At 61.0% G+C, this 25,735-nt stretch carries 24 protein-coding genes; 9 read left to right on the top strand and 15 right to left on the bottom strand.

Annotation, left to right across the window (positions count from 1 at the left end; genetic code table 11):
* Nucleotides 1–11: 11 nt before the first annotated feature.
* On the bottom strand, nt 12–1,415 hold the full coding sequence (locus ACA046_RS03795) for a GntT/GntP/DsdX family permease (RefSeq protein WP_318302472.1): 1,404 nt from the start codon (nt 1,413–1,415) through the stop codon (nt 12–14).
* A 193-nt stretch (nt 1,416–1,608) separates the two neighbouring features.
* Between ACA046_RS03795 and ACA046_RS03790 the strand changes: the two genes are divergently transcribed.
* Complete coding sequence (locus ACA046_RS03790) at nt 1,609–2,001, top strand: lysozyme inhibitor LprI family protein (RefSeq protein ID WP_167665291.1); 393 nt, start codon at nt 1,609–1,611, stop codon at nt 1,999–2,001.
* 158 nt (nt 2,002–2,159) lie between these two features.
* Here the strand turns inward: ACA046_RS03790 and ACA046_RS03785 are convergent, their stop codons facing one another.
* The 4 genes from ACA046_RS03785 to ACA046_RS03770 all read right to left on the bottom strand — a co-directional run bounded on the left by ACA046_RS03785 (nt 2,160) and on the right by ACA046_RS03770 (nt 6,605).
* Nucleotides 2,160–3,605, bottom strand: coding sequence for a SulP family inorganic anion transporter (locus ACA046_RS03785; RefSeq protein ID WP_167665290.1), 1,446 nt, complete (start codon nt 3,603–3,605; stop codon nt 2,160–2,162).
* A gap of 207 nt (nt 3,606–3,812) precedes the next feature.
* Complete coding sequence (locus ACA046_RS03780) at nt 3,813–4,706, bottom strand: NAD-dependent epimerase/dehydratase family protein (protein WP_497675934.1); 894 nt, start codon at nt 4,704–4,706, stop codon at nt 3,813–3,815.
* 104 nt (nt 4,707–4,810) lie between these two features.
* Nucleotides 4,811–5,707, bottom strand: coding sequence for a LysR substrate-binding domain-containing protein (locus tag ACA046_RS03775; protein ID WP_497675933.1), 897 nt, complete (start codon nt 5,705–5,707; stop codon nt 4,811–4,813).
* Nucleotides 5,708–5,840: 133 nt separating this feature from the next.
* Nucleotides 5,841–6,605 carry a sulfite exporter TauE/SafE family protein gene (locus tag ACA046_RS03770; RefSeq protein WP_459025936.1) on the bottom strand — a complete coding sequence of 255 codons (765 nt, stop codon included), beginning with the start codon at nt 6,603–6,605 and terminating at the stop codon, nt 5,841–5,843.
* Between the two features lie 190 nt (nt 6,606–6,795).
* Between ACA046_RS03770 and ACA046_RS03765 the strand changes: the two genes are divergently transcribed.
* The gene (locus ACA046_RS03765; protein ID WP_497675932.1) at nt 6,796–7,710 is read left to right on the top strand and encodes a LysR family transcriptional regulator; all 915 of its coding nucleotides are present in this window, start codon (nt 6,796–6,798) and stop codon (nt 7,708–7,710) included.
* A gap of 15 nt (nt 7,711–7,725) precedes the next feature.
* Here the strand turns inward: ACA046_RS03765 and ACA046_RS03760 are convergent, their stop codons facing one another.
* Together ACA046_RS03760 and kynU are read right to left on the bottom strand one after the other, a co-directional pair.
* On the bottom strand, nt 7,726–9,156 hold the full coding sequence (locus ACA046_RS03760; protein ID WP_459025932.1) for an amino acid permease: 1,431 nt from the start codon (nt 9,154–9,156) through the stop codon (nt 7,726–7,728).
* A gap of 164 nt (nt 9,157–9,320) precedes the next feature.
* Nucleotides 9,321–10,571, bottom strand: a complete 1,251-nt coding sequence (kynU, locus tag ACA046_RS03755; protein WP_459025930.1) for a kynureninase — start codon at nt 10,569–10,571, stop codon at nt 9,321–9,323.
* Between the two features lie 142 nt (nt 10,572–10,713).
* Here kynU and ACA046_RS03750 point away from each other — a divergent pair, with 142 nt between their 5' ends.
* On the top strand, nt 10,714–11,187 hold the full coding sequence (locus ACA046_RS03750; protein ID WP_497675931.1) for an Lrp/AsnC family transcriptional regulator: 474 nt from the start codon (nt 10,714–10,716) through the stop codon (nt 11,185–11,187).
* A 123-nt stretch (nt 11,188–11,310) separates the two neighbouring features.
* On the opposite strand, the gene catA is transcribed toward ACA046_RS03750, so the two are convergent.
* Genes catA through ACA046_RS03735 form a run of 3 tightly spaced genes read right to left on the bottom strand, consistent with a single transcriptional unit; the run spans nt 11,311 to nt 13,714 of the window.
* Nucleotides 11,311–12,240, bottom strand: coding sequence for a catechol 1,2-dioxygenase (gene catA / locus ACA046_RS03745; RefSeq protein WP_459025927.1), 930 nt, complete (start codon nt 12,238–12,240; stop codon nt 11,311–11,313).
* A gap of 42 nt (nt 12,241–12,282) precedes the next feature.
* On the bottom strand, nt 12,283–12,573 hold the full coding sequence (gene catC, locus ACA046_RS03740; protein WP_093202109.1) for a muconolactone Delta-isomerase: 291 nt from the start codon (nt 12,571–12,573) through the stop codon (nt 12,283–12,285).
* Nucleotides 12,574–12,589: 16 nt separating this feature from the next.
* Nucleotides 12,590–13,714 (bottom strand): muconate cycloisomerase family protein, encoded by a 1,125-nt coding sequence (locus tag ACA046_RS03735; RefSeq protein ID WP_008436677.1) that lies wholly within the window; start codon nt 13,712–13,714, stop codon nt 12,590–12,592.
* 114 nt (nt 13,715–13,828) lie between these two features.
* Here ACA046_RS03735 and ACA046_RS03730 point away from each other — a divergent pair, with 114 nt between their 5' ends.
* Nucleotides 13,829–14,704: a LysR family transcriptional regulator gene (locus tag ACA046_RS03730; RefSeq protein WP_497675930.1), complete on the top strand. Its 876-nt coding sequence runs from the start codon at nt 13,829–13,831 to the stop codon at nt 14,702–14,704.
* A gap of 139 nt (nt 14,705–14,843) precedes the next feature.
* Here ACA046_RS03730 and ACA046_RS03725 read toward each other — a convergent pair whose 3' ends face one another.
* Nucleotides 14,844–15,842 carry an AraC family transcriptional regulator gene (locus ACA046_RS03725; RefSeq protein ID WP_497675929.1) on the bottom strand — a complete coding sequence of 333 codons (999 nt, stop codon included), beginning with the start codon at nt 15,840–15,842 and terminating at the stop codon, nt 14,844–14,846.
* 313 nt (nt 15,843–16,155) lie between these two features.
* Here ACA046_RS03725 and antA point away from each other — a divergent pair, with 313 nt between their 5' ends.
* From antA to ACA046_RS03705, 4 genes are all read left to right on the top strand, one after another.
* The gene (gene antA, locus ACA046_RS03720) at nt 16,156–17,547 is read left to right on the top strand and encodes an anthranilate 1,2-dioxygenase large subunit (protein ID WP_497675928.1); all 1,392 of its coding nucleotides are present in this window, start codon (nt 16,156–16,158) and stop codon (nt 17,545–17,547) included.
* On the top strand, nt 17,547–18,038 hold the full coding sequence (gene antB, locus ACA046_RS03715) for an anthranilate 1,2-dioxygenase small subunit (RefSeq protein ID WP_459029184.1): 492 nt from the start codon (nt 17,547–17,549) through the stop codon (nt 18,036–18,038). Before antA ends, antB begins: the two co-directional genes overlap by 1 nt.
* Before the next feature lie 209 nt (nt 18,039–18,247).
* Nucleotides 18,248–19,255: an anthranilate 1,2-dioxygenase electron transfer component AntC gene (antC, locus tag ACA046_RS03710; RefSeq protein ID WP_497675927.1), complete on the top strand. Its 1,008-nt coding sequence runs from the start codon at nt 18,248–18,250 to the stop codon at nt 19,253–19,255.
* 71 nt (nt 19,256–19,326) lie between these two features.
* Entirely contained in the window at nt 19,327–20,727 is a 1,401-nt protein-coding gene (locus ACA046_RS03705; protein ID WP_459025918.1) for an amino acid permease, read from the top strand.
* A 161-nt stretch (nt 20,728–20,888) separates the two neighbouring features.
* Here ACA046_RS03705 and kynA read toward each other — a convergent pair whose 3' ends face one another.
* Together kynA and kynB are read right to left on the bottom strand one after the other, a co-directional pair.
* Complete coding sequence (kynA, locus tag ACA046_RS03700; protein WP_063033266.1) at nt 20,889–21,746, bottom strand: tryptophan 2,3-dioxygenase; 858 nt, start codon at nt 21,744–21,746, stop codon at nt 20,889–20,891.
* Nucleotides 21,743–22,393 (bottom strand): arylformamidase, encoded by a 651-nt coding sequence (gene kynB, locus ACA046_RS03695; RefSeq protein WP_497675926.1) that lies wholly within the window; start codon nt 22,391–22,393, stop codon nt 21,743–21,745. Before kynB ends, kynA begins: the two co-directional genes overlap by 4 nt.
* A gap of 377 nt (nt 22,394–22,770) precedes the next feature.
* On the opposite strand from kynB, the gene ACA046_RS03690 reads away from it, so the two are divergent.
* A complete protein-coding gene (locus tag ACA046_RS03690; RefSeq protein WP_003212331.1) occupies nt 22,771–23,115 on the top strand; it encodes a cupin domain-containing protein in 345 nt (114 codons plus the stop codon).
* A gap of 136 nt (nt 23,116–23,251) precedes the next feature.
* On the opposite strand, the gene mmsB is transcribed toward ACA046_RS03690, so the two are convergent.
* Together mmsB and ACA046_RS03680 are read right to left on the bottom strand one after the other, a co-directional pair.
* Nucleotides 23,252–24,139, bottom strand: a complete 888-nt coding sequence (gene mmsB, locus ACA046_RS03685; RefSeq protein WP_076013823.1) for a 3-hydroxyisobutyrate dehydrogenase — start codon at nt 24,137–24,139, stop codon at nt 23,252–23,254.
* A 14-nt stretch (nt 24,140–24,153) separates the two neighbouring features.
* On the bottom strand, nt 24,154–25,671 hold the full coding sequence (locus ACA046_RS03680) for a CoA-acylating methylmalonate-semialdehyde dehydrogenase (RefSeq protein ID WP_076013824.1): 1,518 nt from the start codon (nt 25,669–25,671) through the stop codon (nt 24,154–24,156).
* Between the last annotated feature and the right edge of the window lie 64 nt (nt 25,672–25,735).

Raw genomic sequence — 25,735 nt, 5'->3', positions numbered from 1 at the left:
GAGGTCTCCGGTTACAGGATGCAGGACAGACCATACGTCAGACCGAAGGCAACTACCGAAATCAGGGTCTCCAGCACGGTCCAGGTCTTGAAGGTCTGGATCACCGTCATATTGAAGTATTCCTTGATCAGCCAGAAGCCGCCGTCGTTCACGTGGGAAAAGATTACCGAACCCGCACCGGTGGCCAGCACCAGCAATTCCGGATGGGGATAACCCAGGCCCATGGCGACCGGCGCTACCACGCCCGAGGCAGTGGTCATGGCCACGGTGGCCGAGCCGGTAGCGATGCGCATCAACGCAGCGAACAGCCAGCCCATCACCAATGGCGACAAGTTGAAGGCATGGGCCAGGCCGAGGATTTCATTGGTGACGCCAGCGTCTACCAGAATCCGGTTCAAACCACCGCCCGCGCCCACCAGCAAGGTGATGCTGGCCGTTGGTGCCAGGCATTCGTTGGTGAACTTGAGGATCGATTCGCGGTTGAAACCCTGGGCCAGGCCCAGCGTCCAGAAGCTCACCAGGGTCGCCACCAGCAGCGCAATCACCGAGTTACCGATGAACAACAGGAACTGGTTGAACGCGGTGCCCGGCGTGGAAATCAGGTTGGCCCAGCCGCCGATCATCATCAGCACCACCGGCAACAGGATGGTGCCCATGGTCAGGGCGAAACTCGGCAAACGGGTGCGCGGTTCGCGGTCGATGAACTGGCGCTCCAGCGGGTTTTCCGCCGGCAGGTGAATGCGTGGCACGATGAATTTGGCGTACAGCGGGCCGGCAATGATCGCCGTTGGGATACCCACCAGAATCGCATACAAAACCGTTTGCCCAACCGACGCGTTATACGCCAGCACCGCCATCATCGCTGCCGGATGCGGCGGCACCAGCGCATGCACCACCGACAAGCCGGCCACCATCGGCAGACCGACCATCAGGATCGACACGCCCACTCGCCGCGCCACGGTAAAGGCGATCGGCACCAGCAACACAAAACCGACCTCGAAAAACAGCGGCAGCCCCACCAGGAACGCAATGCACACCATTGCCCAGTGCGCATTACGCTCGCCAAACCGATTGATCAACGTGCGCGCCACCTGCTCGGCGCCGCCGGACTCGGCCATCATCTTGCCGAGCATGGTGCCCAGCGCGACCACCAGCGCAATATGCCCCAGCGTCTTGCCGACGCCGGCCTCGTAGGAACCCATGATCGTATCCGCCGGCATCCCGGCCAACAGCGCCAGGCCAATAGACACCAGGGTGATGACGATAAACGGGTTGAGCCGGTAACGCGCGATCAATACGATCAATGCAATGATGGCGATGGCGGCGTAGATCAGCAGCCAATACCCCGGTGATGCGGCCATGCGGTACTCCTCGGAAAGGGTCACGTCGAATAGGTTGTGAAACTCATAAATCATTACCGAGGTGGATTTTCAATTTTTATGAAAGTAATTTTCGCCCACAGACAAGCCCTGTCGCACAGGGATATGCCCTGGGTCAGTGGATGAAAATTCGGGGGGCGTTCTTACATGAAGATCGCCGGGGCTGGAAACTCAACTGCGCAGGTCGAGTCTTAGACTGCACACCGACTCATGACCAGGAAAACCCAGAATGAATCGTAACCACCTGCTTGTTCCTTTCGCTGCCGGCGCACTGCTGCTGGCCTTTTGCGGCACGGCTTCAGCCGACGAGAATCCGGCGCTGAAAAAATGCATGGACGGCGCCAACACCACCGCCGACATGGTCGATTGCAACGCCAAGGAAACCAAGGTGCAGGACGCACGCCTGAACACCGCCTACAAAGCCGCCATGACCGCGATGGAAGGCAACCGCAAGCAGCAGTTGCAGGACGTACAGCGCCAGTGGCTCAAGTTTCGCGATGCCAACTGCGGCTTCATCGGCTCAGCAACCGGCGGCACCATTGATCAGGTCAACGGCTCCGGCTGCGTGCTGGACATGACCCAGACCCGCGCCCAGGAACTGGAAAACCTGGTCGGACCATGATGGCCGAGCACACCCTTGCGTAGCAGCGGTCGAGTAGAACGAGGCCGCGTTCGGCTGCGCAGCAGTCGTAAAACCTGAGACTTCGGTGTGTCAGAGGCACCGCGGACGCAGCCTCGCGAAGGCTCGACAGCTGCTACGCAATCGCACTTCAACAACTGTCAGTCGTGCTGCACCCGCGCACGCTTGAGCAGTTTGCGGCAGCGCTCGGACAGGTGCAGCACCCGCAGATGTTTGCCGGCCTTGGTGTAGCGCTCCCGAAGGGTCATCAACGCCGCAATCGCCGAATAGTCGACAAAGCTCAAATGACGACAATCCAGCGTTACCTGGGCCGGATCGTTGGCCGGGTCGAACCGGTTGAGAAATGGCGTGGTCGAGGCGAAGAACAGCGTGCCATGTACGCGATAGAGTTTGCTGCCGTCCGCTTCCATATGCTCGTCCGCGTACAGCTCGCGCGCTTGCTGCCAGGCAAAGTTCAGGGCCGCAATCACAATCCCGCACAACACCGCCGTCGCCAGGTCAGTGAACACGGTAATCACCGTCACCGCCATGATCACCAGTACGTCGTTCAGCGGCACCTTGTTGATCACCCGCAACGAAGCCCAGGCAAACGTCTGCTGGGACACCACGAACATCACGCCTACCAGCGCCGCCAGCGGAATGCGCTCGATCAGCGGTGACAGAAACAGAATGAACAACAGGATCATCACCCCGGCGAACACACCGGAAAACCGCCCGCGCCCGCCGGAGCTGAGGTTGATCACGGTTTGCCCGATCATCGCGCAGCCACCCATGCCACCGAACAGGCCAGAGACCATATTCGCAGCGCCCAAGGCCACGCTTTCGCGGTCGGGGTAGCCACGGGTTTCGGTGATTTCGTCGGTGAGGTTGAGGGTCAGCAGGGTTTCCAGCAGGCCGACCATGGCCATCAGGATCGCGTAAGGCGCGATGATGTGCAGGGTTTCGAGGGTCCAGGGAATCTGCGGCAACGCGAAGGTCGGAAGGCCGCCGGCGATGTGAGCCATATCGCCCAGGGTGCGGGTCGGCAAGCCGAGCAGGTATACCGCCAGGCCCACGCCGAGGATCGCCACCAGGGCTGGCGGCACCGCGCGGGTCAGGCGCGGCAGCAGGTAGACAATGGCCATGGTTGCCGCGACCAGCCCGGTCATCACGTACAACGGCGTGCCGCTGAGCCAGGTGTCACCGCTCTTGAAATGCTCCAACTGCGCCAGGGCGATGATGATTGCCAGGCCGTTGACGAACCCGAGCATCACCGAGTGCGGCACCATGCGCACCAGCTTGCCCAGGCGCAACAGGCCGAAGGCGACCATGATCAAGCCTCCCAGCAACACCGTGGCCAGCAGGTACTGCACGCCGTGCTGCACCACCAGTGCAACGATCACCACCGCCATCGAACCGGCGGCACCGGAGACCATGCCGGGTCGGCCGCCGAACAGCGCGGTGAGGGTGCAGATGATGAACGCGCCATAGAGGCCCATCAGCGGGTTGAGGTGAGCCACCAGGGCGAAGGCGATGCACTCGGGGAGCAAGGCAAAAGACGTGGTGAGTCCGGCCAGGGCGTCGGCGCGCAGACGGGTGAGGTTCATTGAAGTACCGGGGAGTTGCGAGGGATAAGGCGGGGGATGGTACGGAAATGAGTGAAGTGGGGCTAGTGTTGGATAAGACCGTTGGACCGAGTCGCCCCTTTCGCGAGCAAGCCCGCTCCCACATTTGACCGCATTCCAAACTTGGAACTCGGTTAAGTGTGGGAGCGGGCTTGCTCGCGAAGGGCTCGCCTCGGTTTCAAGCGAACATCACACCATCTCGTTGCGAATCCACTCGACTACGGAGGTCCGCTTCGGCGCCCAACCCAGCAATTCCCGCGCGTGCTTGCCACGCACACGGCTGTTGGAGCCCAAGCCATAGTTGGCCATTTCATAGCCCCACTCGGCCTCGGCATCGGCCAATGGCCAATCCTGCGGTTTACCCAGCTTCAACGCTTCGGCAATCGCGGTGGTCATGTCGACAAACGCCGCTTCGCCACTTTCCACAAAGTAGAACGTGCCCGGCACATTCTTTTCCAGCGCCAGCAGGTACAGCGCGACCACGTCTTCGATGTGCACGTTGGACCAGATGTTCTGGCCGGTGCCCACATGGTGCACAACGCCACTTTTACGCGCCTGCTTGAGCAACCGTGGCAACTGCACGCTGTCGCGCTTAACACCCAGGCTGTGGCCGTAGATCAGGGTGTTGCAGATCACCGCCGAGTTCACGCCATCTTTGGCGGCAGCAAGGATCAAATTGTCGATAGCCACGCGAGCGGCCTTGTCGACGGTCGGCTCCGGCAAGTTGTCTTCAAAGTAGATGACATCGCTGGACTTACCGCCCGACGCATCGCCGACGATGCTCGAACCGCTGGTGTGCAGGAAGGTTTTGTTGGAACCGCGCAACGCGGCCAGCAAGGTTTCCACGGCGCCGCGATGGTCACTGCTGGCGGCGTTGATAACGGCGTCAGCGTTCTTCGCCTGCTCAGTCAACAGTGCGCTGTCATCCAACGTGCCGATCACCGGCGTGATGCCCAGTGCAGTCATTTCTTCGGCTTGTTCGGCGCTGCGTACCAGGCCGGTCACTTTATGGCCGGCCTTGACCAGGCCAGTGGCGATGGAGCCGCCGATAAAACCGGCAGCGCCGGTAATGAATACGTTCATGGAGGTGTCTCCCTGCGTGAATAATTGATGGCGCCAGTATTGCGGACCTATCCATTCCGAATAAGTCCGTATTGCCCAATTCACTCTTGCGCAGGGATCACGAATCAGCTGGCGTAGCTGACCAGCTTGCCTTGGATAAAGTCCAGAAAGCACTGGATGCGCAAGGCCAATTGCGAGTTGCGGTAGTACACGGCGTTGATCGGCTGGCGATAGCCGCTGTTGAACTCCGCCAGCACCGGTATCAGGCGCCCGCTCTTGATGTCCTGGGCGGTCATGAAGTCCGACAGACAGGTGATGCCCTGCCCTTCCAGCGCCAGCTGGCGCAAGGTTTCACCGCTGGAAGCGGCGACGCTCGGCTGGATCTGCCAGCGATCGCCGTGCACATGGCGCAGCGGCCAGTGGTTGAGGGTTTCGGTGTGGGTGAACCCGAGCAAGCTGTGTCCGGCCAGTTCGGCTACGGTGGTGGGCGTGCCGTGTTGTTCAAGGTAAGCCGGGCTGGCGAGGATATGCAGCGGGCTGCATCCCAGTGAGCGGGCATGCAGGGTCGAGTCCGCGAGGGCGCCAATGCGGATGGCGATGTCGGTGCTCTGCTCCAGCAGGTCGATGATCAGGTCGTTGCTGTTCAGCTCCAGCTGGATATCCGGGTACAGGCCACGAAACTCGACGATGTACGGCACGATCGCATGCAGCATGAACGGCGATGCCGCGTTGATCCGCAGGCGCCCCGAGGGGGTTTGCTGGCGCGACGACAGGCGTTCTTCCAGGTCGTCCATTTGCTCGAGGATCACCTTGGCCCGCTCGAAGAAATACTTGCCCTCTTCGGTCAGGTCCATGCGCCGTGTGGTGCGGTTGATCAGGGTGGTGTCGAGCTTGGCTTCCAGGCGCGACAAGGTGCGGCTGACTGCCGACGGCGTCTGCCCAACCTGTTCGGCGGCGGCGGAAATCGACCCGCATTCAATTACGCAGACGAAGATCTGTAGCTCATCGGATCGGGCTTTCAACGTGAATCCTCTTTATAGCGGCTACACGGATACTAGCCGCATTACAGCTCAGGATAACGGGGCCTGTGCTTTGGAATACGCACCGGACAGTCAAAACGCATTTGACCAAAATACACAAATCAACAGCAGATTCTTAACCACTGATCAGCAGATGCCCACCCAGCGCGGCCATCCCGATAAAAAACACCCGCTTGAACAGCACCGCGCTGATGCGCTGGCGCAGGGCCTGGCCCAGCCACATGCCGAGCAGCGCCGGCACCAATGCCAGCAATGAGGCGTTCAATTCCCCACCGCCCAGGCTGCCGCGCCAGAACAACCCGGCCGCCAGCGCCAGGGTCGACACGGTGAACGATAGCCCCAGCGCTTGCACCAGTTGATCGCGGTTCAAGCCCAACGCTTGCAGATACGGCACCGCCGGGATCACGAATACTCCGGTGGCCGAGGTGATGACCCCGGTCAGCACGCCGCACAATGGCCCCAGCCAGCGCTCGGTGGCCGGGCTGACCTTGAAGGTTGGCAACAACAACCCGCTCAAGGCATACACCAGCAACGCCCCGCCCAACGCCCGCACCACCCAGTGCCCGCCGTCCATACCCAGCCACAACGAGCCCAGCCCGGTGCCGAGGAAAATCAGCAGCAGCATCGGCCACAGGCGTTTGATCAAGGCGCTCAGATGACCGCCGAACGCCAGTTGCCAGAGGTTGGTGACGGTGGACGGAATGATCAGCAAGGCCGCAGCCTGCGCCGGCAACATAGCCAGGCCGAGCATCCCCATGGCGACGGTGGGCAGACCCAAGCCGATCACACCCTTGACCGTACCGGCCAGCAGGAAGGTGCCTATCACCAGCAATGTCAGGGCCAGGCCGAGATTTTGGTAGAACGCGAGTAAGGTATTCATGGGTCGATTTTGCAGGTTTGGGTGATGTCTGAAAATTCGCCATATACTAAGGCAGCCTCTTGTTTCGCGTGAGGCAGATGGCCTCTTCGCGAGCAAGCCCGCTCCCACATTTTGAAAGGGTTCACAGATCTAAATGTGGGAGCGGGCTTGCTCGCGAAGAGGCCCGTCCAGACACCGAGATCCCCAGCCCATGCACTTTGACCTGATCGACCTGCGCCTCTACCTGCACACCCTCGACACCGGCAACATCACCGCCGGCGCCAGCCGCAGCCATTTGTCCCTGGCCGCCGCCAGTGCGCGGATTCGGGCGATGGAGGCCTCGCTGGGCATCGCGTTCCTGGAACGCGGCCGCCGTGGCGTAACGCCAACAGCAGCAGGCAAAGCCCTGGCCCGCCACGCCCGCCTGCTGTTGCAGCAGGCCGAGCACCTGCAGCAAGACCTCGCGGAGTACGCCAACGGCGTCAAAGGCCAGGTGCGCCTGCTGTGCAACACCACGGCCCTGAGCGAATACCTGCCGGAATTGCTGGCGGACTTTCTGCGGGAACACCCCAACCTGGATATCGACCTTCAGGAACTGCCGAGCCTGCGCATCACCCACGCCTTGCGCCAGGGTGCGGCAGACCTGGGGATTATTTCCGATGCGGTGGACACCCACGGCTTGCAGACCCTGCCCTTTCGCGACGACCCGCTGGTGCTGATCATGCCCCTCGATCACCCGTTGGCAGACCGCACCGTGAGTTTTATCGACAGCTTGCAGCATGACTTCGTGGGCCTGGCTGCCGACAGCGCGCTGGCGGTGTACCTGGAAGAACAGGCGTTGCACGCAGGCTTTCGCTTGCAGACCCGCATCCGCGCGGACGGTTTTGATGGATTGATTCGCATGGTCGCCCGGGGCGCCGGGCTGGGGATCGTGCCCTTGGCCGCGCTGGAACGCTGGCCGTTGGAGCGGCGCTTCCAGGCCCAACCCCTGACCGAGGATTGGGCCTGCCGCAAACTGCTGTTATGTGCCCGCGGGTTCGACCAATTGCCCGGTTACGCCGCCCAACTGCTAAACGCCCTCTCCCCCTGTAGGAGCGAGCTTGCTCGCGAAGAACGTCAACGATAACGCGGGCTTTCTGATTTAACCCGGCGCCCTCGGGTTTTTCGCGAGCAAGCTCGCGCCTACAGGGTTTTGGCGCCCCTTGCGAAAAAACACGTAGTACACCAGCGACAGAATCAGCAGGAACGGCACCCCGAACACCAGCGTCATCTTGAAGGCCTCGGTGAAGAACGTGGTGATCATCACCGCGCCCATCAGCACCAGGCCCAGCAGCGTGCTGTAGGGAAACAATGCCAGCTGGAACGACAGCTTCGGCCCGCCGTGACGCTTGCGGTAGCGGCGGAAAAACAGATGGGTAAGGAAAATCATGAACCAGGTGAAGATCGCGCCAAACATCGAGATCGCCATCATCAAGGTGAACGAGCTTTCCGGGTACACCACGTTCAGCAAGGTCGCCAGGGCAATGCCCGAGCTGGACAGCAACAAGGCGTTCAACGGGATCCCGCTCTTGCTCAAGGCGCCCATGGACTTGGGCGCGAAGCCAGCGCGGGACAGGCTGAACATCATGCGGGTGGTGATGTAGAGCTGGCTGTTCATCGCCGACAAGGCCGCGATCAGGATCACAAAGTTCATCACCCCAGTGGCGCCGGGAATGCCGATGGTCTGCATCACCGTGACGAACGGGCTCTGGGCATGCCCGGCCTGGTTCCACGGCACGATGGCGAGCATCAGCGCGAGGGTCAGCAAGTAGAACACCACCAGCCGCACGATGGTCGCGCGGAAGGCTTTCTTCACCGCCTGCTCCGGGTCGGCCGCTTCACCGGCGGCCACCGCGATCATCTCCACGCTCAGGTAGCTGAAGATCGAGACGATCACTGCGATCCACATGCCGCTCAAGCCATTCGGGAAAAAGCCGCCGTGGGCGGTGTAGTTCTGCACGCCGTAATCCGGGTTGCCGGAGCCGAACACCACATACACCGCGAGGATGATGAAGCCGACGATGGCGCTGATCTTGATCGTGGAGAACCAGTATTCGAAGTTGCCGAAGGTCTTGACGCTGATGGCGTTGAGCACGATCAACACGCTGGAAAACGACACGATCCACACCCATTCCGGCACGTTGGCGAACCAGTACTTCATGTACATCGCCACCGCCGTGACCTCGGCGCCCACCGCCAGCACAATCGCCGCCCAGTACGCATAACGCACCAGGAAACCGGCCAGCGGGCTGACGTAAAATTCGGCATACGCGCCGAAGGAGCCCGAGGTGGAATGCGCCACGGTCATCTCCGCCAGGCAGCCCATCAGCAACAAGGTGATCAGTGCGCCGATGGCATAGCTCACCAGCACGCTGGGCCCGGCATAGCCGATGGCGTAGGCGCTGCCCATGAACAGCCCGGTGCCGATGGCGCCACCGATGGCGATCATGCTCATCTGGCCGGAAGTGAGCTGGCGCCTGAGGCCCAGTTCGCGATTGGTTATTTCGGCAAAGCCTTGGTCTGGCGTGGTCACGTGGCGTGCCCCTTTATTATTGTGATTGCACTGCTTTCTGGTTGAAACACTGTCCCCTGTGGGAGCGGGCTTGCTCGCGAATGCGCTGTGTCAGTCAATACATCAGGGACTGATAGACCGCATTCGCGAGCAAGCCCGCTCCCACATTTTTGCTCTGCGTTTACTCAGGTGACGCTGTTACGCACTTTGAATTGCGGTTGATCCCAGGTTTTCTGGTCGAGAATCTCACCCAGGATTTCCACGGCATCCCACACCTCAGCAAAGCTGGTGTACAGCGGGGTAAAGCCGAAACGCATGATCCGCGGCTCGCGATAATCACCAATCACGCCGCGAGCGATCAAGGCCTGGATAACCGCATAGCCTTCCGGGTGTTCGAAGCTGACGTGGCTGCCCCGTCGGGCGTGTTCACGCGGGGTGATCAGGGTCAGTTCGTGGGCGGCGCAACGGGATTCCACCAGCTCGATAAATAGGTCGGTCAGCGCCAGGGATTTAGTGCGCAGGCTGGCCATGTCGGTCTGGGCAAAAATATCCAGGCCACACTCCACCATTGCCAGCGAGGTAATCGGCTGGGTGCCACACAGGTAGCGGGCGATGCCCTGGCTTGGCGCATAACGCGACTCCATGGCGAACTGGCGGGTATGCCCGAACCAGCCCGACAGCGGCTGCGTGACCACATCCACCAACGCCGGGTTGACCCACACAAACGCCTGGGAGCCGGGCCCGCCGTTGAGGTATTTGTAGGTGCAGCCAATCGCATAATCGGCACCGGCCTGATGCAGGTCGATCGGCACCGCGCCCGCCGAATGCGCCAGGTCCCAGATCGTCAGCGCGCCGCACTCATGGCTCAACGCGGTCTGGGCCTGCATGTCGTACATGTAGCCAGTCTTGTAGTTGACGTGGGTAAGCATCACCACGGCCGTGTCCTGGTCGATGGCTTGGGGCAGTTCGTCCGGGCTGTTGACCAGGCGCAGGGAGTAGCCCTGTTGCAGCAGTTCGGTCAGGCCTTCGGCGATGTAAAGGTCGGTGGGGAAATTGCTCGCTTCGCTGACGATCACCTTGCGGCTTGGCGCCCGTTCGCGCTGCACGGTCAGTGCCGCGCTGAGCACCTTGAACAGGTTGATAGAGGTGGTATCGGTAATCACCACTTCACCGTCGCGGGCACCGATCAGCGGTGCCAGGCGATTGCCCAGGCGCTGGGAGAGGTCGGCCCAGCCGGCGCTGTTCCAGCTGCGAATCAGGCCATTGCCCCACTCCTCGGCGATCACCGCTTGCGCCCGCTCCAGCGCTGCCACCGGGCGGGCGCCGAGGGAGTTGCCGTCGAGGTAGATCACCCCGGCGGGCAAGGCGAATTGGTTGCGCAGTGGCGCCAGCGGATCCTGGGCGTCGAGGGTCAGGCAATGGGTGCGGGTGGTCATGGTCAGTCCTGTTCTTGTAGTAACAATGAGCCAAATAATGAACGAAGCTTTAGAGAATTTTCGTGCAAAGTGGTGGGCAACAGGCTAATTAAGCTGTAGGAAATTCGAATTTAACCCCCAAACACGCGGATTTATTCTAACCATGATTCTCGACGCTACCGACCTGCGCCTTCTGCATTTCCTGCAACAGGATGGCCGTATCAGTAACCAGGAACTGGCGGAGAAAGTCGCCCTGTCGCCCTCGGCTTGCCTGCGGCGTTTGCGCCTGCTGGAGAGCGAAGGAATCATCAGCGGTTATCGGACGGTGTTGAACGCCGAGCAACTGGGGATTGAGCTGGAGGCCATCGTCCACCTGTCGTTGCGCCAGGATGTGGAGGATTGGCACGAGACGTTTATCAAGAAGGTGCAGGGATGGCCGGAGGTGGCCAGTGCGTATGTGATTACGGGGGCGAGCAATTATGTGCTGCGGGTGCAGGCGCGTAACCTCAAGCACTTTTCGGACTTTATCGTGAACCACCTGAACCGCACGGCGGGGGTGATGGATATTCGCTCGGAGATCGTGTTGCAGAAGATCAAGGATCGGGATGATTTGCTCGACCTGGTTGTTCGCAAGTAGGCCAAACGATACAGATCCAATGTGGGAGCGGGCTTGCTCGCGAAGGCGGAGTGTCAGTCACCGGAAATATTGACTGATCCACCGCATTCGCGAGCAAGCCCGCTCCCACATTTTTTACCGCGTTCAGTCTTCGAGGGCGCGAACTCGCTGCATGCGCTTCTGCTCCACCGGCGCCGCCGCCGGCTGCAACTCAAAGTCAAAATCAATCTGCGCAAACTGCCCTTCCACCCCAAACTCTTTCGCCAGGTTTGCGTCGTCGCTGAAGCGAATCTCGGCGATCAACTCATCCCGCGTCGCATAGGCAAAATCATCATGCAGGTACGGATCATCCGACAGGTTGATCTGCGTCGTCAGGTGCCGATGGCCTGGCGCCGAGATGAAGAAGTGGATATGCGCCGGCCGCTGGCCATGGCGGCCCAACTGGTCCAGCAACTGCTGGGTCGGACCGGTCGGCGGGCAGCCATACCCGGACGGTACGATGCTGCGGAAACGGTAGTTGCCCTGGGCATCGGTCTCGATCCGCCGACGCAGGTTGAACTCCGATTGCGTGCCGTCAAACCACGAATACGTGCCGCCCGTGTTGGCCTGCCACACATCGACAATCGCTCCCGCCAGCGGCTTGCCGTTGGTGTCGCGCACCTGGCCTTGCATGAACAGCGGCACACCCGGGTCCTGCCCGTCGTCCAGCCGCGCTTCATATTTGGACAGCGGCGCCCCGGCCACATACAGCGGGCCTTCGATGGTGCGCGGGGTGCCACCGGACTTGCCGGCTTCTTCGTCTGCCGCGTCCATCAGCATGTCCAGGTAATGCTCCAGGCCCAGGCCGGCCGCGAGCAACCCGGCTTCCTGATTCTTGCCCAGTTCGTTGAGGTAATTGACCGCCTTCCAGAACTCTTCCGGGGTCACTTCCAGGTCTTCGATGATGTTGACCGTGTCCCGCAGGATCCGGTAGATCAGCGCCTTGGCCCGTGGGTTGCCGCCGTCGTTAAGGTTGCCGCTGGCTTCTTCGAGAAACTGTTGGGCGTGAGCAGTCTGGGAAAGTCGGATGGACATGGTGCAATCCTCATCTTGTAATTATTAGGTGAAAAAACAGACTCAGCGATCATCCTCACGGATCGACGATGGATGCCGGCACAGGGCATTCACTTCGATGGCCATGTAAGGATAAAGCGGCAGTTGCATCAACAGGTCATGCAGTTCCTGCACGCTGTCGACATCGAACACGCTGTAGTTGGCATACAGCCCGGCAATGCGCCACAGGTGGCGCCATTTGCCCTCTTGTTGCAGCCGCTGGGAGAAGGCTTTTTCTTCAGCCTTGAGGCCGGCAGCGCGCTCGGGGTTCATGTCGACGGGCAGGTTCACGGTCATTTTTACGTGGAATAACATCGCAGGTGTCCTCGGGTTATTTATCGCGACGGAAGAACGCCAGGCGCTCTTCATCGATGGCCAGGCCCAGGCCCGGAGCGGTGGAGACATGCAGGTGGAAATCGCGGTACACCAGCGGCTCGGCGAGGATGTCTTCGGTGAGCAGCAGCGGGCCGAACAGCTCGGTGTCCCACGCCAGTTTGTTCAAGGTGAGAAAGGCATGGGCCGAGGCCAGGGTGCCGATACCGCCTTCGAGCATGGTGCCGCCGTACAGGCCGATGCCCGCCGCTTCGGCAATCGCCGCGGTGCGCAATACCGCACGCGGGCCGCCGTTTTTTGCGATCTTAAGGGCGAACACCGAGGCCGCGCCTTCGCGGGCCAGGTTGAAGGCATCTTCCACACATTCGATAGATTCGTCGGCCATGATCGGCGCCGGGCTCGACAAGTTGAGCCGGACCATGCCGCCACGGTTATTGCGCGAAATCGGTTGTTCGATCAGGTCGATACCGTTGTCGCCCAACACCTTGCAGGCGCGCAGGGCCACGGCTTCATCCCAGGCCTGGTTGACGTCAACCCGCACGCTGGCGCGATCGCCCAAGGCTTTTTTGATCGCGATGACGTGGGCCAGGTCTTGGCTGACTTCACCGGCGCCAATCTTCAGTTTGAAGATGCGGTGGCGGCGCAGGTCGAGCATCTTCTCGGCTTCGGCGATGTCTTTTTCGGTATTGCCACTGGCGAGGGTCCAAGCCACTGGCAAGGCGTCCCGCACACGGCCACCGAGCAATTCGCTGACCGGCAGGTTCAGGCGTTTGCCGAGGGCATCCAGCAAGGCGCTTTCGATACCCGACTTGGCAAAGGTATTGCCCCGGATGCTGCGCTCCAGGCGCAACATGGCGGCATTGATGTTGCTCGCATCCTGGCCAAGCAGCAGCGGCGCGAAGTGCCGGTCGATGTTGATCTTGATGCTGTCGGGGCTTTCATTGCCGTAGCTCAGGCCGCCGATGGTGGTGGATTCACCGATACCTTCGATACCGTCGGCGCAGCGCACGCGGATGATCACCAGGGTCTGGTTCTGCATCGTGTGCATCGCCAGCTTATGCGGGCGAATGGTAGGGAGATCGACGATGATGGTCTCGATCGACTCGATGGCGCAAATCGGCATGGCAATACCCGTTGGGTTCTTTATAGATTTGGCCTGATTCTGTTCCGGATCTCTGCTGGCTTCCAATATAGAATGAGTCTCGAGCAATACCCTCAAGGTATGAAAGGAGTCCTTATGGAACTGCGCCATCTGCGTTACTTCCAGGTGCTGGGGGAAACCCTCAACTTCACCCGCGCCGCCGAACGCCTGCACATTGCCCAGCCGCCGTTGAGCCGACAGATCCAGCAACTGGAGAACGAACTGGGCGTGGTCCTGCTGGAACGCGGGCGACCGTTGCGCCTGACCGAGGCCGGGCGGTTTTTCTATGAGCACGCCAACGTGCTGCTGGAGCAACTGGGCAAGGTGTGCGATAGCACCCGGCGCATTGGCTTGGGCGAAAAGACCTGGCTGGGCATCGGTTTTGCGCCGTCGACGCTGTATGGCGTGCTGCCGGAGTTGATTCGCCGGCTGCGCAGCCACGATGGCCTCGAGCTGGAATTGGGCCTGTCGGAAATGACCACGTTGCAACAGGTCGAAGCCCTCAAGGCCGGGCGGATAGACGTGGGCTTCGGGCGGATTCGCATCGACGATCCAGCGATTGTGCAGCGGGTATTGGTGGAGGATCGACTGGTGGCGGTGTTGCCCGCCGGGCATCCCTTGCTGGGCGCGCCGGCCACCTTGGCGCAATTGGCCGCAGAACCTTTCGTGCTCTACCCCGGCAACCCGCGCCCCAGCTACGCCGACCATGTGATCGCGCTGTTCGACGCCCACGGTTTGAGCCTGAAGGTGGCGCAGTGGACCAATGAATTGCAGACCGCCATCGGCCTGGTGGGCGCGGGCATGGGCGTGACCTTGGTGCCGGCCTCGGTGCAGGTGCTGCATCGGGCGGACATCGGCTATACGCCGGTGGTGGAAGCCACCGCCACGTCGCCGATCATTCTCAGCCGGCGGATCAATGACCAGTCGCCAGGGCTCAGTCATTGCCTGCAATTGGTGGAAGAGTTGATTTAAAAGAACACCACACATCCAATGTGGGAGCGGGCTTGCTCGCGAATGCGCAGTGTCAGTCACCGAATGAGCTGGCTGATGCACCGCATTCGCGAGCAAGCCCGCTCCCACATTTGATCTCCGTTGTTTTTGAGTAAAGTGTTCATCCCCGCATGCGCCGTGCGTCGTTGCGTTGCAGCGTCTGGCTGGGGGACTCGTCGAACAGCTTGCGGTACTCGGCCGAGAATCGCCCCAAATGGGTAAAGCCCCAGCCCAGGGCGATTTCGGAGATGGTGCGGGTCGAGCCGTGTTCGAGGATTTCCTGGCGCACGGCCCCCAGGCGGTATTTCTTCAAATAGGCCATGGGCGACAGGGCGAAGTATTTTCGAAAGGCATCGAACAGCTTGAAGCGCGACACACCCGCCGCCGTCTCCAAATCCTCCAGATGCACCGCTTCCCGGGCGTTGTCGTGGATGTACTGCCGCGCACGGATCAAATAGTGCGGCAGCTTCACCCCCAGCACGTCCCGCAGTTCTTCGGAATAGTTATTCGGCTGGGCGAGAATCAGGCCCTTGATCAGCGAGCTTTCCAGATCCCGGGTAAACGCCGCCTGGTCATACAGCTCGCTGCTACGCTCCAGCTCCGCAATGAAATACCGCGCCATACGCCACCATGACGCCGAGGCGCCATCCACCGCATCCATCACCGACTCAAAGCGCAGCGGCGCTTCAATCGGCCGTTGCAGCAGGCCTTCCAGGGATTCGCACATCGCCGCGCGGGTGATCACCACCTGCAACTTGCGGCAGTCGCCGGAAATCGCCAGCACTTGATGCTCATTGGGCGAGATGATCACGCCTTGGTCGCGGTTGGAACTGAGCCGTTCGCCGTTCTTGCTCAGTTCCTGCTCGCCCACCAACGGCAGGCTCAGGCTGTAACTGCTGAAGTGCTCGGCGTCTTCGATGTCGATCGTGACGTCGGTGCCGTACTCAATAATCCCCAGCGTGGTGGCGCGGGACTTGAACACATTGGCACTGTGGTGAAAGCGGATGCGTTCCGGCGTCGCGGTCTGCAGCCGGTGCGGCCCGCAAATGCCGGACATCCAGCTGCAGGCGCCTTCAAGGTCGAAGCGCTCGATACGTATATCGCGTGTATTGCTACTCATCACGGGGCACCCACGGCAATTGTGGCCGGCGCGCTCTGACGGCGCGTCCTGGTAGAGCAACAGCAAGTTTTGCGCCACGCCAGCGGCATTGCCACTGGGTGGATAGCAACCGTCGATTAAGTGGATAACTCGCCGACTTTTCCGACAATCGCCTTGCTAGACAGTAGCGCATTCCACCACTGCCCTGCACCGCCGTGGGAATTTGGTGCCCAACTAAGTGGCCCACCTTCCCCCATTAACCGGATAGCCCACCACCCCGCCGCAGCCTCTTAATGGCCTACCCGTTTAGCCATTATCAAAAAAGGTGCCTCCCATGAGTGGTGCAAGAAGCGTCGAGCAGTGGAAAAGCTTTATCGAAGGCTGCCTGGACTTTCGTCCGGTGGATGAAGTGTTCCGCATCGCCCGGGACATGTTCACCGAGCCGGAGCTGTTTGATCTGGAGATGGAACTGATCTTCGAAAAGAACTGGATCTACGCCTGCCACGAAAGCGAATTGGCCAACAAGCATGACTTCATCACTATGCGCGCCGGGCGCCAGCCGATGATCATCACCCGCGACGGTGAGGGCCAGCTCAACGCACTGATCAACGCCTGCCAGCACCGCGGCACCACCCTGACGCGGGTCGGCAAGGGCAACCAGTCCATCTTCACCTGCCCGTTCCACGCCTGGTGCTACAAAAGCGACGGCCGGTTGGTGAAGGTCAAGGCGCCGGGGGAATACCCCGAAGGGTTCGACAAGGCCACCCGCGGCCTGAAAAAGGCGCGGATCGAGAGCTACAAGGGCTTCGTGTTTATCAGCCTGGACGTGAACGGCACCAATAGCCTGCAAGACTTCCTCGGCGACGCCAAAGTGTTCTTCGACATGATGGTCGCCCAGTCGGCCACCGGTGAACTGGAAGTGCTGCCGGGCAAATCGGCCTACACCTACGACGGCAACTGGAAACTGCAAAACGAAAACGGCCTGGACGGTTATCACGTCAGCACCGTGCACTACAACTACGTGGCCACGGTGCAGCACCGCCAGCAGGTCAACACTGAAAACGGTACCGGCTCTGGCACGACCCTGGACTACAGCAAGCTCGGCGCCGGCGACGCGAATACCGATGACGGCTGGTTCGCCTTCAACAATGGCCACAGCCTGCTGTTCAGTGACATGCCGAATCCGACGGTCCGCTCCGGCTACGCCACCATCATGCCGCGCCTGATCGAAGAACACGGCCAGCAAAAAGCCGAGTGGATGATGCACCGCCTGCGCAACCTGAACATCTACCCGAGCCTGTTTTTCCTCGACCAGATCAGTTCGCAGTTGCGGATCATCCGCCCCATCGCCTGGAACAAGACCGAGATCATCAGCCAGTGCCTGGGGGTGAAAGGCGAGTCTGACGCCGACCGAGAAAACCGCATTCGACAGTTCGAGGATTTCTTCAACGTCTCCGGTATGGGCACGCCGGATGACCTGGTGGAATTTCGCGAAGCCCAGCGCGGCTTCCAGGGCCGCCTGGAGCGCTGGAGCGATATCTCCCGTGGCAGCCATCGCTGGGAAACCGGGCCGACGCCCAATAGCGAATCCATCGGCATCCAGCCGGCGATGACCGGCACCGAATTCACCCACGAAGGGCTGTACGTCAACCAGCACCGCAACTGGCAGAAATTCCTGCTGGACGGGCTTGATGCCCAAGCCCTGAAACTGCGGGAGGTGAAATGATGAATGCGCAATTGCAGTACCAGATCGAACAGTTTTTTTACCGTAAATCCGAGCTGTGTGATGCACAGGATTGGGACGCGTATGTGCAGCTGTTCGACCCGCAGAGCGAGTTCCACCTGCCGCAGTGGGATTCGGAACACGTCTACACCCGCGACCCGAAGCGCGAGATGTCGCTGATCTACTACGCCAACCGCTCGGGCCTGGAGGATCGGGTGTTTCGCCTGCGCACGGGCAAGGCCGCGTCGGCCACGCCGATGCCGAGGACGCTGCATTTGATCAACAACGTGCGGATTGCCGAGCAGGCGGGCGGGCTGCTGGAAGTGAAGCTGAACTGGCACACGCTGTTCTATCGGCTGGCGACGTCGGAGCAGTTCTACGGCAGCGCCATTTACAGCCTCAAGCCCGATGGCGACAGTTGGCTGATCACCCGCAAGCATGCGCTGCTGCTCAACGACACCATCAACTCGGTGCTGGATTTCTATCACCTGTGACAGCGAGCTTTTGTGGCGAGCGCGACCTTGTGGCGAGGGGGCTTGTCCCCCGTTGGGCTGCGCAGCGGCCCCAATAAGGTAAACGCGCTCTGACAGACGGATCGCGGTGCCTGGATTTGGGGCCGCTTCGCAGCCCAACGGGGGACAAGCCCCCTCACCACAAAAGCTTGCTCGTCAGGCATAACCATCAAACTCGCGGAGTTCTGCGAATGAATCACAAAGTGGCCTTCAGTTTTGCCGATGGCAAGACCCTGTTTTTCCCGGTGGGCGCCAATGAGATCCTGCTGGACGCCGCCTTGCGCAACGGCATCAAGATCCCGCTCGACTGCCGCGAAGGCGTGTGCGGCACCTGTCAGGGCCGTTGCGAGTCCGGCGATTTCACTCAGGACTACGTGGACGAGGAAGCCCTCTCCAGCCTCGACCTGCAACAACGCAAAATGCTCAGTTGCCAGACCCGGGTCCAGTCCGACGCGGCGTTTTATTTCGATTTTGATTCCAGCCTGTGCAACGCGCCGGGGCCAGTGCAAATCCGCAGCACGGTGAGCAATGTGCACCAGATCTCGACCAGCACCGCGATCCTGCACCTGCTGCTGGAAAACTCATTGGACTTTTTGCCGGGCCAATACGCCCGCCTGTCGATTCCCGGCACCGACTGTTGGCGTTCTTACTCTTTCGCCAACCGCCCGGGCAATCAATTGCAGTTCCTGATCAGCCTGCTGCCCGATGGCGTCATGAGCAACTACATCCGCGAACGCTGCCAGGTGGGCGATGAGCTGCTCCTGGAGGCGCCATTGGGTGCCTTCTACCTACGGCATGTCACCCGACCGCTGGTGCTGGTGGCTGGCGGCACCGGCTTATCGGCGCTGCTCGGCATGCTTGATGAACTGGCCGCCAGCGCCTGCCAGCAGCCGGTGCACCTGTATTACGGCGTGCGCGGTGCGGCCGATTTGTGCGAGGCCGCCCGCATCGCCGCTTATGCCGAAAAAATCCCAAACTTTCGCTACACCGAAGTACTCAGCGACCCGACGCCCGACTGGGCCGGCAAGCGTGGCTACCTCACCGAGCATTTCGACCTGGCCGAATTGCGGGATCAATCGGCGGATATGTACGTCTGCGGCCCACCTCCGATGGTCGAATCCATCAAACAATGGCTGCTGGATCAGGCACTTGATGGCGTTCAGCTGTATTACGAAAAGTTTACCGAGAGTAATATCTGACCCCTCAGCGGTATGAGGGGCTGGTTCGGTGTGCGATCAACCCTGAAAAAAACAAGTAGAAGGGAATGTTAATGGCGGATGACATGGTTAACCCGGTGGGCCTCAAGCGTGGCCTGAAGAACCGGCATATTCAGCTGATTGCCTTGGGTGGGGCGATCGGGACCGGGCTGTTCCTCGGCTCGGCGGGCGTGCTCAAGTCGGCGGGGCCGTCGATGATCCTGGGCTATGCAGTAGCCGGTTTCATCGCGTTCCTGATCATGCGCCAGCTGGGCGAGATGATCGTCGAGGAACCGGTAGCCGGCTCCTTCAGCCATTTTGCCCACAAATACTGGGGCGGTTACGCAGGCTTCCTCGCCGGCTGGAACTACTGGGTACTCTACGTGCTGGTAGGCATGGCCGAGCTAACAGCGGTGGGCAAGTACATCCAGTTCTGGTGGCCGGAAATTCCGACCTGGGCCAGTGCGGTGGTGTTCTTTGTGCTGGTCAACCTGATCAACACCCTCAACGTGAAGTTCTTCGGTGAGACCGAGTTCTGGTTCGCGATCATCAAGGTGGTGGCGATTGTCGGCATGATCGTGCTCGGCTGCTACCTGTTGTTCAGCGGCACCGGCGGCCCGCAAGCCTCGGTGAGCAACCTGTGGAGCCACGGTGGGTTCTTCCCCAATGGCGGCATGGGGCTGTTGATGTCCATGGCGTTCATCATGTTCTCGTTCGGCGGCCTGGAGCTGGTGGGTATTACCGCCGCCGAAGCCAGCGAACCCCGCAAGGTGATCCCGAAGGCGATCAACCAGGTGGTGTACCGGATCCTGATTTTCTACGTCGGCGCACTTACCGTGCTGCTGTCGTTGTACCCATGGGATCAACTGCTGCAAACCCTCGGCGCATCGGGCGATGCCTACAGCGGCAGCCCGTTCGTGCAGATCTTCTCGCTGATCGGTAACGACACCGCCGCCCACATCCTCAACTTCGTGGTCCTGACCGCGGCGCTATCGGTGTACAACAGCGGCGTGTACTGCAACAGCCGCATGCTGTTCGGCCTGGCCGAGCAAGGCGATGCGCCGAAAGCGCTGATGAAGCTGAACAAGCAAGGCGTGCCGCTGCGTGCCCTGGGTATTTCGGCCCTGGTGACGCTGCTGTGCGTGGTGATCAACTACGTCGCGCCGCATGACGCACTGGAACTGTTGTTTGCGCTGGTGGTTGCCTCGCTGATGATCAACTGGGCGCTGATCAGCCTGACCCACATCAAGTTCCGCAAGGCCATGGGCGAGCAAGGCGTGGTGCCGTCGTTCAAGACCTTCTGGTTCCCGTTCAGCAACTACCTCTGCCTGGCGTTCATGCTGATGATTATCTGCGTGATGCTGGCGATTCCGGGTGTGCGGGCATCGGTGTATGCGATTCCGGTTTGGGTCGGGATTATCTATGTGGCGTACCGGTTGCGGTTGAATAACGCGAAGGCAGTAACAGCGCAATAACCCATGTGGGAGCGGGCTTGCTCGCGAAGGCGGTATGTCAGTCAGCACATGTGTTTATTGACCCACCGTCTTCGCGAGCAAGCCCGCTCCCACATTTGGATCGTATTCCAAATGAAAAGCCCCGGTACTGATGAGTACCGGGGCTTTTTGTTGGGCCTTGATTACAGCGTGGAACGCACTCGCCACAGCTCGGGGAACAGCACGGTGTCGAGCATCTTGCGCAGGTAACCCACGCCTTCGGTGCCGCCGGTACCGGGCTGGAAGCCGATGATCCGCTCCACGGTGGTGACGTGGCGGAAGCGCCACTGGCGGAAGGAATCTTCCAGGTCGATAAACTTTTCGGCCAGTTGGTACAGGTCCCAATAACGGCTCGGGTCGCGATAAACCTCGCGCCACGCCGCCTCCACGGATTCATCGTGAACCGTCGGCGCCGTGGGGTCGCGTTCGGCGCGCTTGGGGTCGATCGCCAGGCCGGCCTTGGCCATCAGGTTGATCGCCTCGTCATACAGCGACGGCGTGGCAATCGCCACTTTCAGCTCGTTCAACAGGTCCGGACGATGGGCGTGGGGCCGCAACAGCGCCGCGCTTTTATTGCCAAGGATGAATTCGATTTCCCGGTACTGGAACGACTGGAAGCCAGAGGATTGCCCCAGGTACGGGCGAATCGACTTGTACTCCGACGGCGTCATGGTCGCCAGCACCGCCCAGGCGTGCACCAATTGATCAAAGATTCGCGACACCCGCGCCAGCATCTTGAACGCCGGTGGCAACTCACCCAGGCGCACGTGTTCGCGGGCGGCCTTGAGTTCGTGGAGCATCAGCTTCATCCACAGCTCCGAGGTCTGGTGCTGGATGATGAACAGCATCTCGTTATGGTCCGGCGACAGCGGATGCTGGGCGCTGAGCACTTTGCCCAGGTCCAGGTAGTCGCCATAGCTCATGGACTCGGAAAAATTCAGCTCGGCGTTATGCCATTCTTCCGGCGGCTGGTAGTCAGGGGAGAAAGGACACTGGCTCATCGCGTGGGCTCCTTGAGCGGGCGGAGAATGGCTCGTACCGGGCTGGCATCGAGGTTGGCAAAACGCAGCGGCAGCGCGATCAACTCGTAATCGCCCTCCGGCATGTCGTCGAGGACGATGCCTTCGAGAATCGCCATGCCATGACGGGCGACGGCGTTGTGGGAATCCATGGTCTTGGACTGTTGCGGGTCCAGGGACGGCGTGTCGATGCCGATCAGGCGCACACCGAGGCTGGCCAGCAGCTCGACGGTTTGCGGAGCGACGGCGGTGAAATTCGAATCCCAGGTATCCAGTGGCGCCTGTTGATAAGTGCGCAGCAGCACCCGCTCCGGCAGGTTTTCCAGGCGGCCTTCCAACTGATGCGGCTGCACCAGCGCGCCGCTGCCCAGGCAATGCAGCACCCGGCACGGGCCCATGTACACATCCAGGGACACTTCGCCGATGGGCGCCCCGTCAGCGCTGTAGTGCAACGGCGCGTCCACATGGGCGCCGGTGTGGGGCGACAGGGTGATGCGCCCGACATTCACCGGGCACTCGGGGCCGAACTGCCACACCCGCTCTTCCTGAAACGGCGTATCGCCCGGCCAGGTCGGGGTCGCGGTGCTCAAGGGCGGGCTGATGTCCCACCACGTTGTTATTGGATTCATTTCAAGGCTCTCGGTCGTTACTGGGGTGAATGATACGAGGGCCAGCTGTAAATATTCTTGCGAATTCCAGCGCAAAGCGGGAAATCTTTCGCACTTACTGCGAGGAAATGGCTGATTGGTGATTGGATGTTTCAAAGCGCCCGGTCAGGCAATGCCCCCTGTAGGAGCGAGCTTGCTCGCGAAAAACTCGAGGGCCCCGCGTGGAGTCAGAATGCCAACGTCATCGTTAACGACCTTCGCGAGCAAGCTCGCTCCTACAGGGGATCAAGATCAACGGCCGCCTGCGCTTCTGGGCATCCCGATGTCGAGATCAGACCACTGGCGGCCCGCCCAAGGCGATAGGGTTCAGACTTCCCTTCCACTGCCTCGGAATCATCATGTCCAAGCCGATCACCGTACTGCGCGATACCCACCCACTGCCGGTGCTCGACGCCTGCAAATGGGAAAAACTCGAAGGCGACCCACACACCGTCAACCTCAACGCCTACACCAGCGAAGACGGCAGCAAGATCATGGGCACCTGGATCTGCACCCCGGGCAAATGGCGAGTGGAGTACGTGAAGTGGGAATACTGCCACTTCCAGGAAGGCTACTGCGTGATCACCCCCGACGGCCTGGAGCCGATCCATTTGCGGGCTGGGGATATCTTTGTGGTAGAGCCGGGGATGAAGGGGACGTGGGAAGTGGTGGAGACGGTGCGTAAGTATTTTGTGTTTGCCTGACAGCCATTGTGGCGAGGGGGCCTGCCCCCCGTTGGACCGGGCTGGCGCTCCAGTGCGTAGCGCTCCCGCTTTTTTTGGGGCTGCTGCGCAGCCCAACGGGGGACAAGCCCCCTCGCCACAGTTCCCGGAAAATCCCCTATTGGGGTTTGCGATAGCTGTTGATGATCGCCGAGAAGTCCTTGCCCCCTTCCCCACGCTGGCTCATCGATTGATACAACTGCTGCGCCACTGCGCCGAGGATCACCGGCTGGTGCGCCTGGCGGGCGGCTTCAGTAGCCAGCCCAAGGTCCTTGAGCATCAGTTCCGCACCAAACCCGCCGGTATAACCCCGCGACGACGGCGCCGTTTCGATAATCCCGGGCCATGGGTTGTAGGTGTCCGAACTCCAGCAGCGCCCGGTGGAGCTGTTGATGATTCCCGCCAACACTTGAGTGTCGATGCCCAGCGCATCGCCCAGGGCCATGGCTTCGCTGACGCCGACCATGGTGATACCCAGCAGCAGGTTGTTGCAGATCTTGGCGATTTGCCCGGTGCCGACTTCACCGCAGTGAACGATGTTGCGGCCCATCTGCGCCAGCACTGGCTGCAGGGTGGCGAACAGTTCCGGGGTGGCGCCGACCATGAAGGTCAACGTCCCGGCCTGGGCGCCGCCGGTCCCGCCAGACACCGGTGCGTCGGCCATCACCACGCCTTGTTTTGCCGCCGCCGCCGCTACGTCGCGGGCGGTTTGCGGGTCGATGGTGCTGCAATCCACTGCCGGCACGCCTTTGCCGATGCCGGCCAGCACGCCATCTTCACCGAGCCATACGCTGCGCACATGGGCTGCGGCCGGGAGCATGGTCACCACCAACTCGGCGCCTTCTGCTGCCGCACGCGGTGAGGCGCTGATGGTGCCGCCCAGTTCGGCCAGTTCCTTGAGCACGGTCTGGTTCAAATCGAACAGGTTCAGCGCGTGGCCAGCCTTGATCAGGTTGCGCGCCATCGGCGCGCCCATGTTGCCCAGGCCAATAAATGCAATCTTCATGGTCGTCTCCTCGATCAGCGCAGGTTGATGGTGGTGTTGACGCCATCGTTGACGCTGTCGTCGTCGAACCAGCGGCTGGTGACGGTCTTGGTCTGGGTGTAGAACTGCACCACTTGCTTGCCGTACGGGCCCAGATCGCCGAGTTTCGAACCGCGGGAACCGGTGAAGCTGAAGAACGGAACTGGTACGGGGATCGGGATGTTGATGCCGACCTGGCCGACGTCGATTTCGCTCTGGAATTTACGCGCTGCCGCGCCGCTCTGGGTGAACAGGCCGGTGCCGTTGCCGAACGGGTTGGCGTTGACCAGGGCGATGGCTTGGTCGAGGGTGTCGACTTCCAGCACCACCAGCACCGGGCCGAAGATTTCCTGGGTGTAGATCTGCATGTCGGTGGTCACGCCGGAGAACAGGGTCGGGCCGACGAAGTTACCGTCTTCGAAGCCTGGAACCTTGATGTCGCGACCATCCAGTTCCAGCTTGGCGCCTTCTTTCACGCCGCTTTCGATCAAGTCGAGAATGCGTGCCTTGGCGCGCTTGGAGATCACCGGGCCCACATCAGTACCGGCTTCACTGCCGGCATTCACCTTGAGTTTTTGCGCCAGGGCCTTGAGGTCCGGCAGCCATTGCTTGGCCGCGCCTACCAGCACCACCACGGAAGTTGCCATGCAACGCTGACCGGCCGCGCCGAATCCGGCACCTACCAGAGCGTTGAGGGTTTGCTCACGATTCGCGTCCGGCAGCACCACGGCGTGGTTCTTGGCGCCCATCATCGACTGCACGCGCTTGCCGTGTTTGCCGGCGAGGTCATAGACGTGAGTACCCACGGCGGTCGAGCCGACGAAGGACACGGCCTTGATGTCTTTGTGGGTGCACAGCGCATCCACCACATCTTTGCCGCCATGAACCACGTTCAGCACACCGGCTGGCACACCGGCTTCGACTGCCAGCTCAACCAGCAGCACGGTCGACAGCGGGTCCTGTTCCGACGGCTTGAGCACGAAAGTGTTACCGCAGGCGATGGCCATCGGGAACATCCACAGCGGAATCATTGCCGGGAAGTTGAACGGGGTGATGCCTGCGCACACGCCGATCGGCTGGCGCAGGGTGTAGGTATCCACACCGCCGGCGACGTTTTCAGCGAATTCGCCCATCTGCAGGGTGCCGATGGAGCACGCATGTTCGACCACTTCCAGGCCACGGAAAATATCGCCTTCAGCGTCGGCAATGGTCTTGCCCTGCTCGGCGCTGAGGACCACGGCGATGCGCTTGGAGTGCTCGCGGATCAAGGCTTGCAGCTTGAGCATGATGCGCATGCGCGCACCGATCGGCGTCAGCTTCCAGGTCTGGAAGGCGCGATGGGCGGCGTCGATGGCAGCGTTGACTTCTTCGGGGGTGGAGAAAGGCACACGGGCCAGTACTTGCTGGGTGGCGGGGTTGACGATGTCTTGCCATTCGGTGGTCTTGGACTCGACCCACTCGCCGTTGATCAGCAGCTTGACCTGTTTCACGGAAATATCGGCAGATGCGTTCATGTGGTCTCCAATTCTTGTAGGTATGCAGAGAACCAAGGCGTTGAATCGCCTTGAGGATGAGGCG

This window comes from Pseudomonas sp. LBUM1641 (assembly GCF_059716235.1).
Note: the sequence above shows the minus strand (reverse complement) of the source record. Positions and strands in the feature narration are given on the sequence as shown.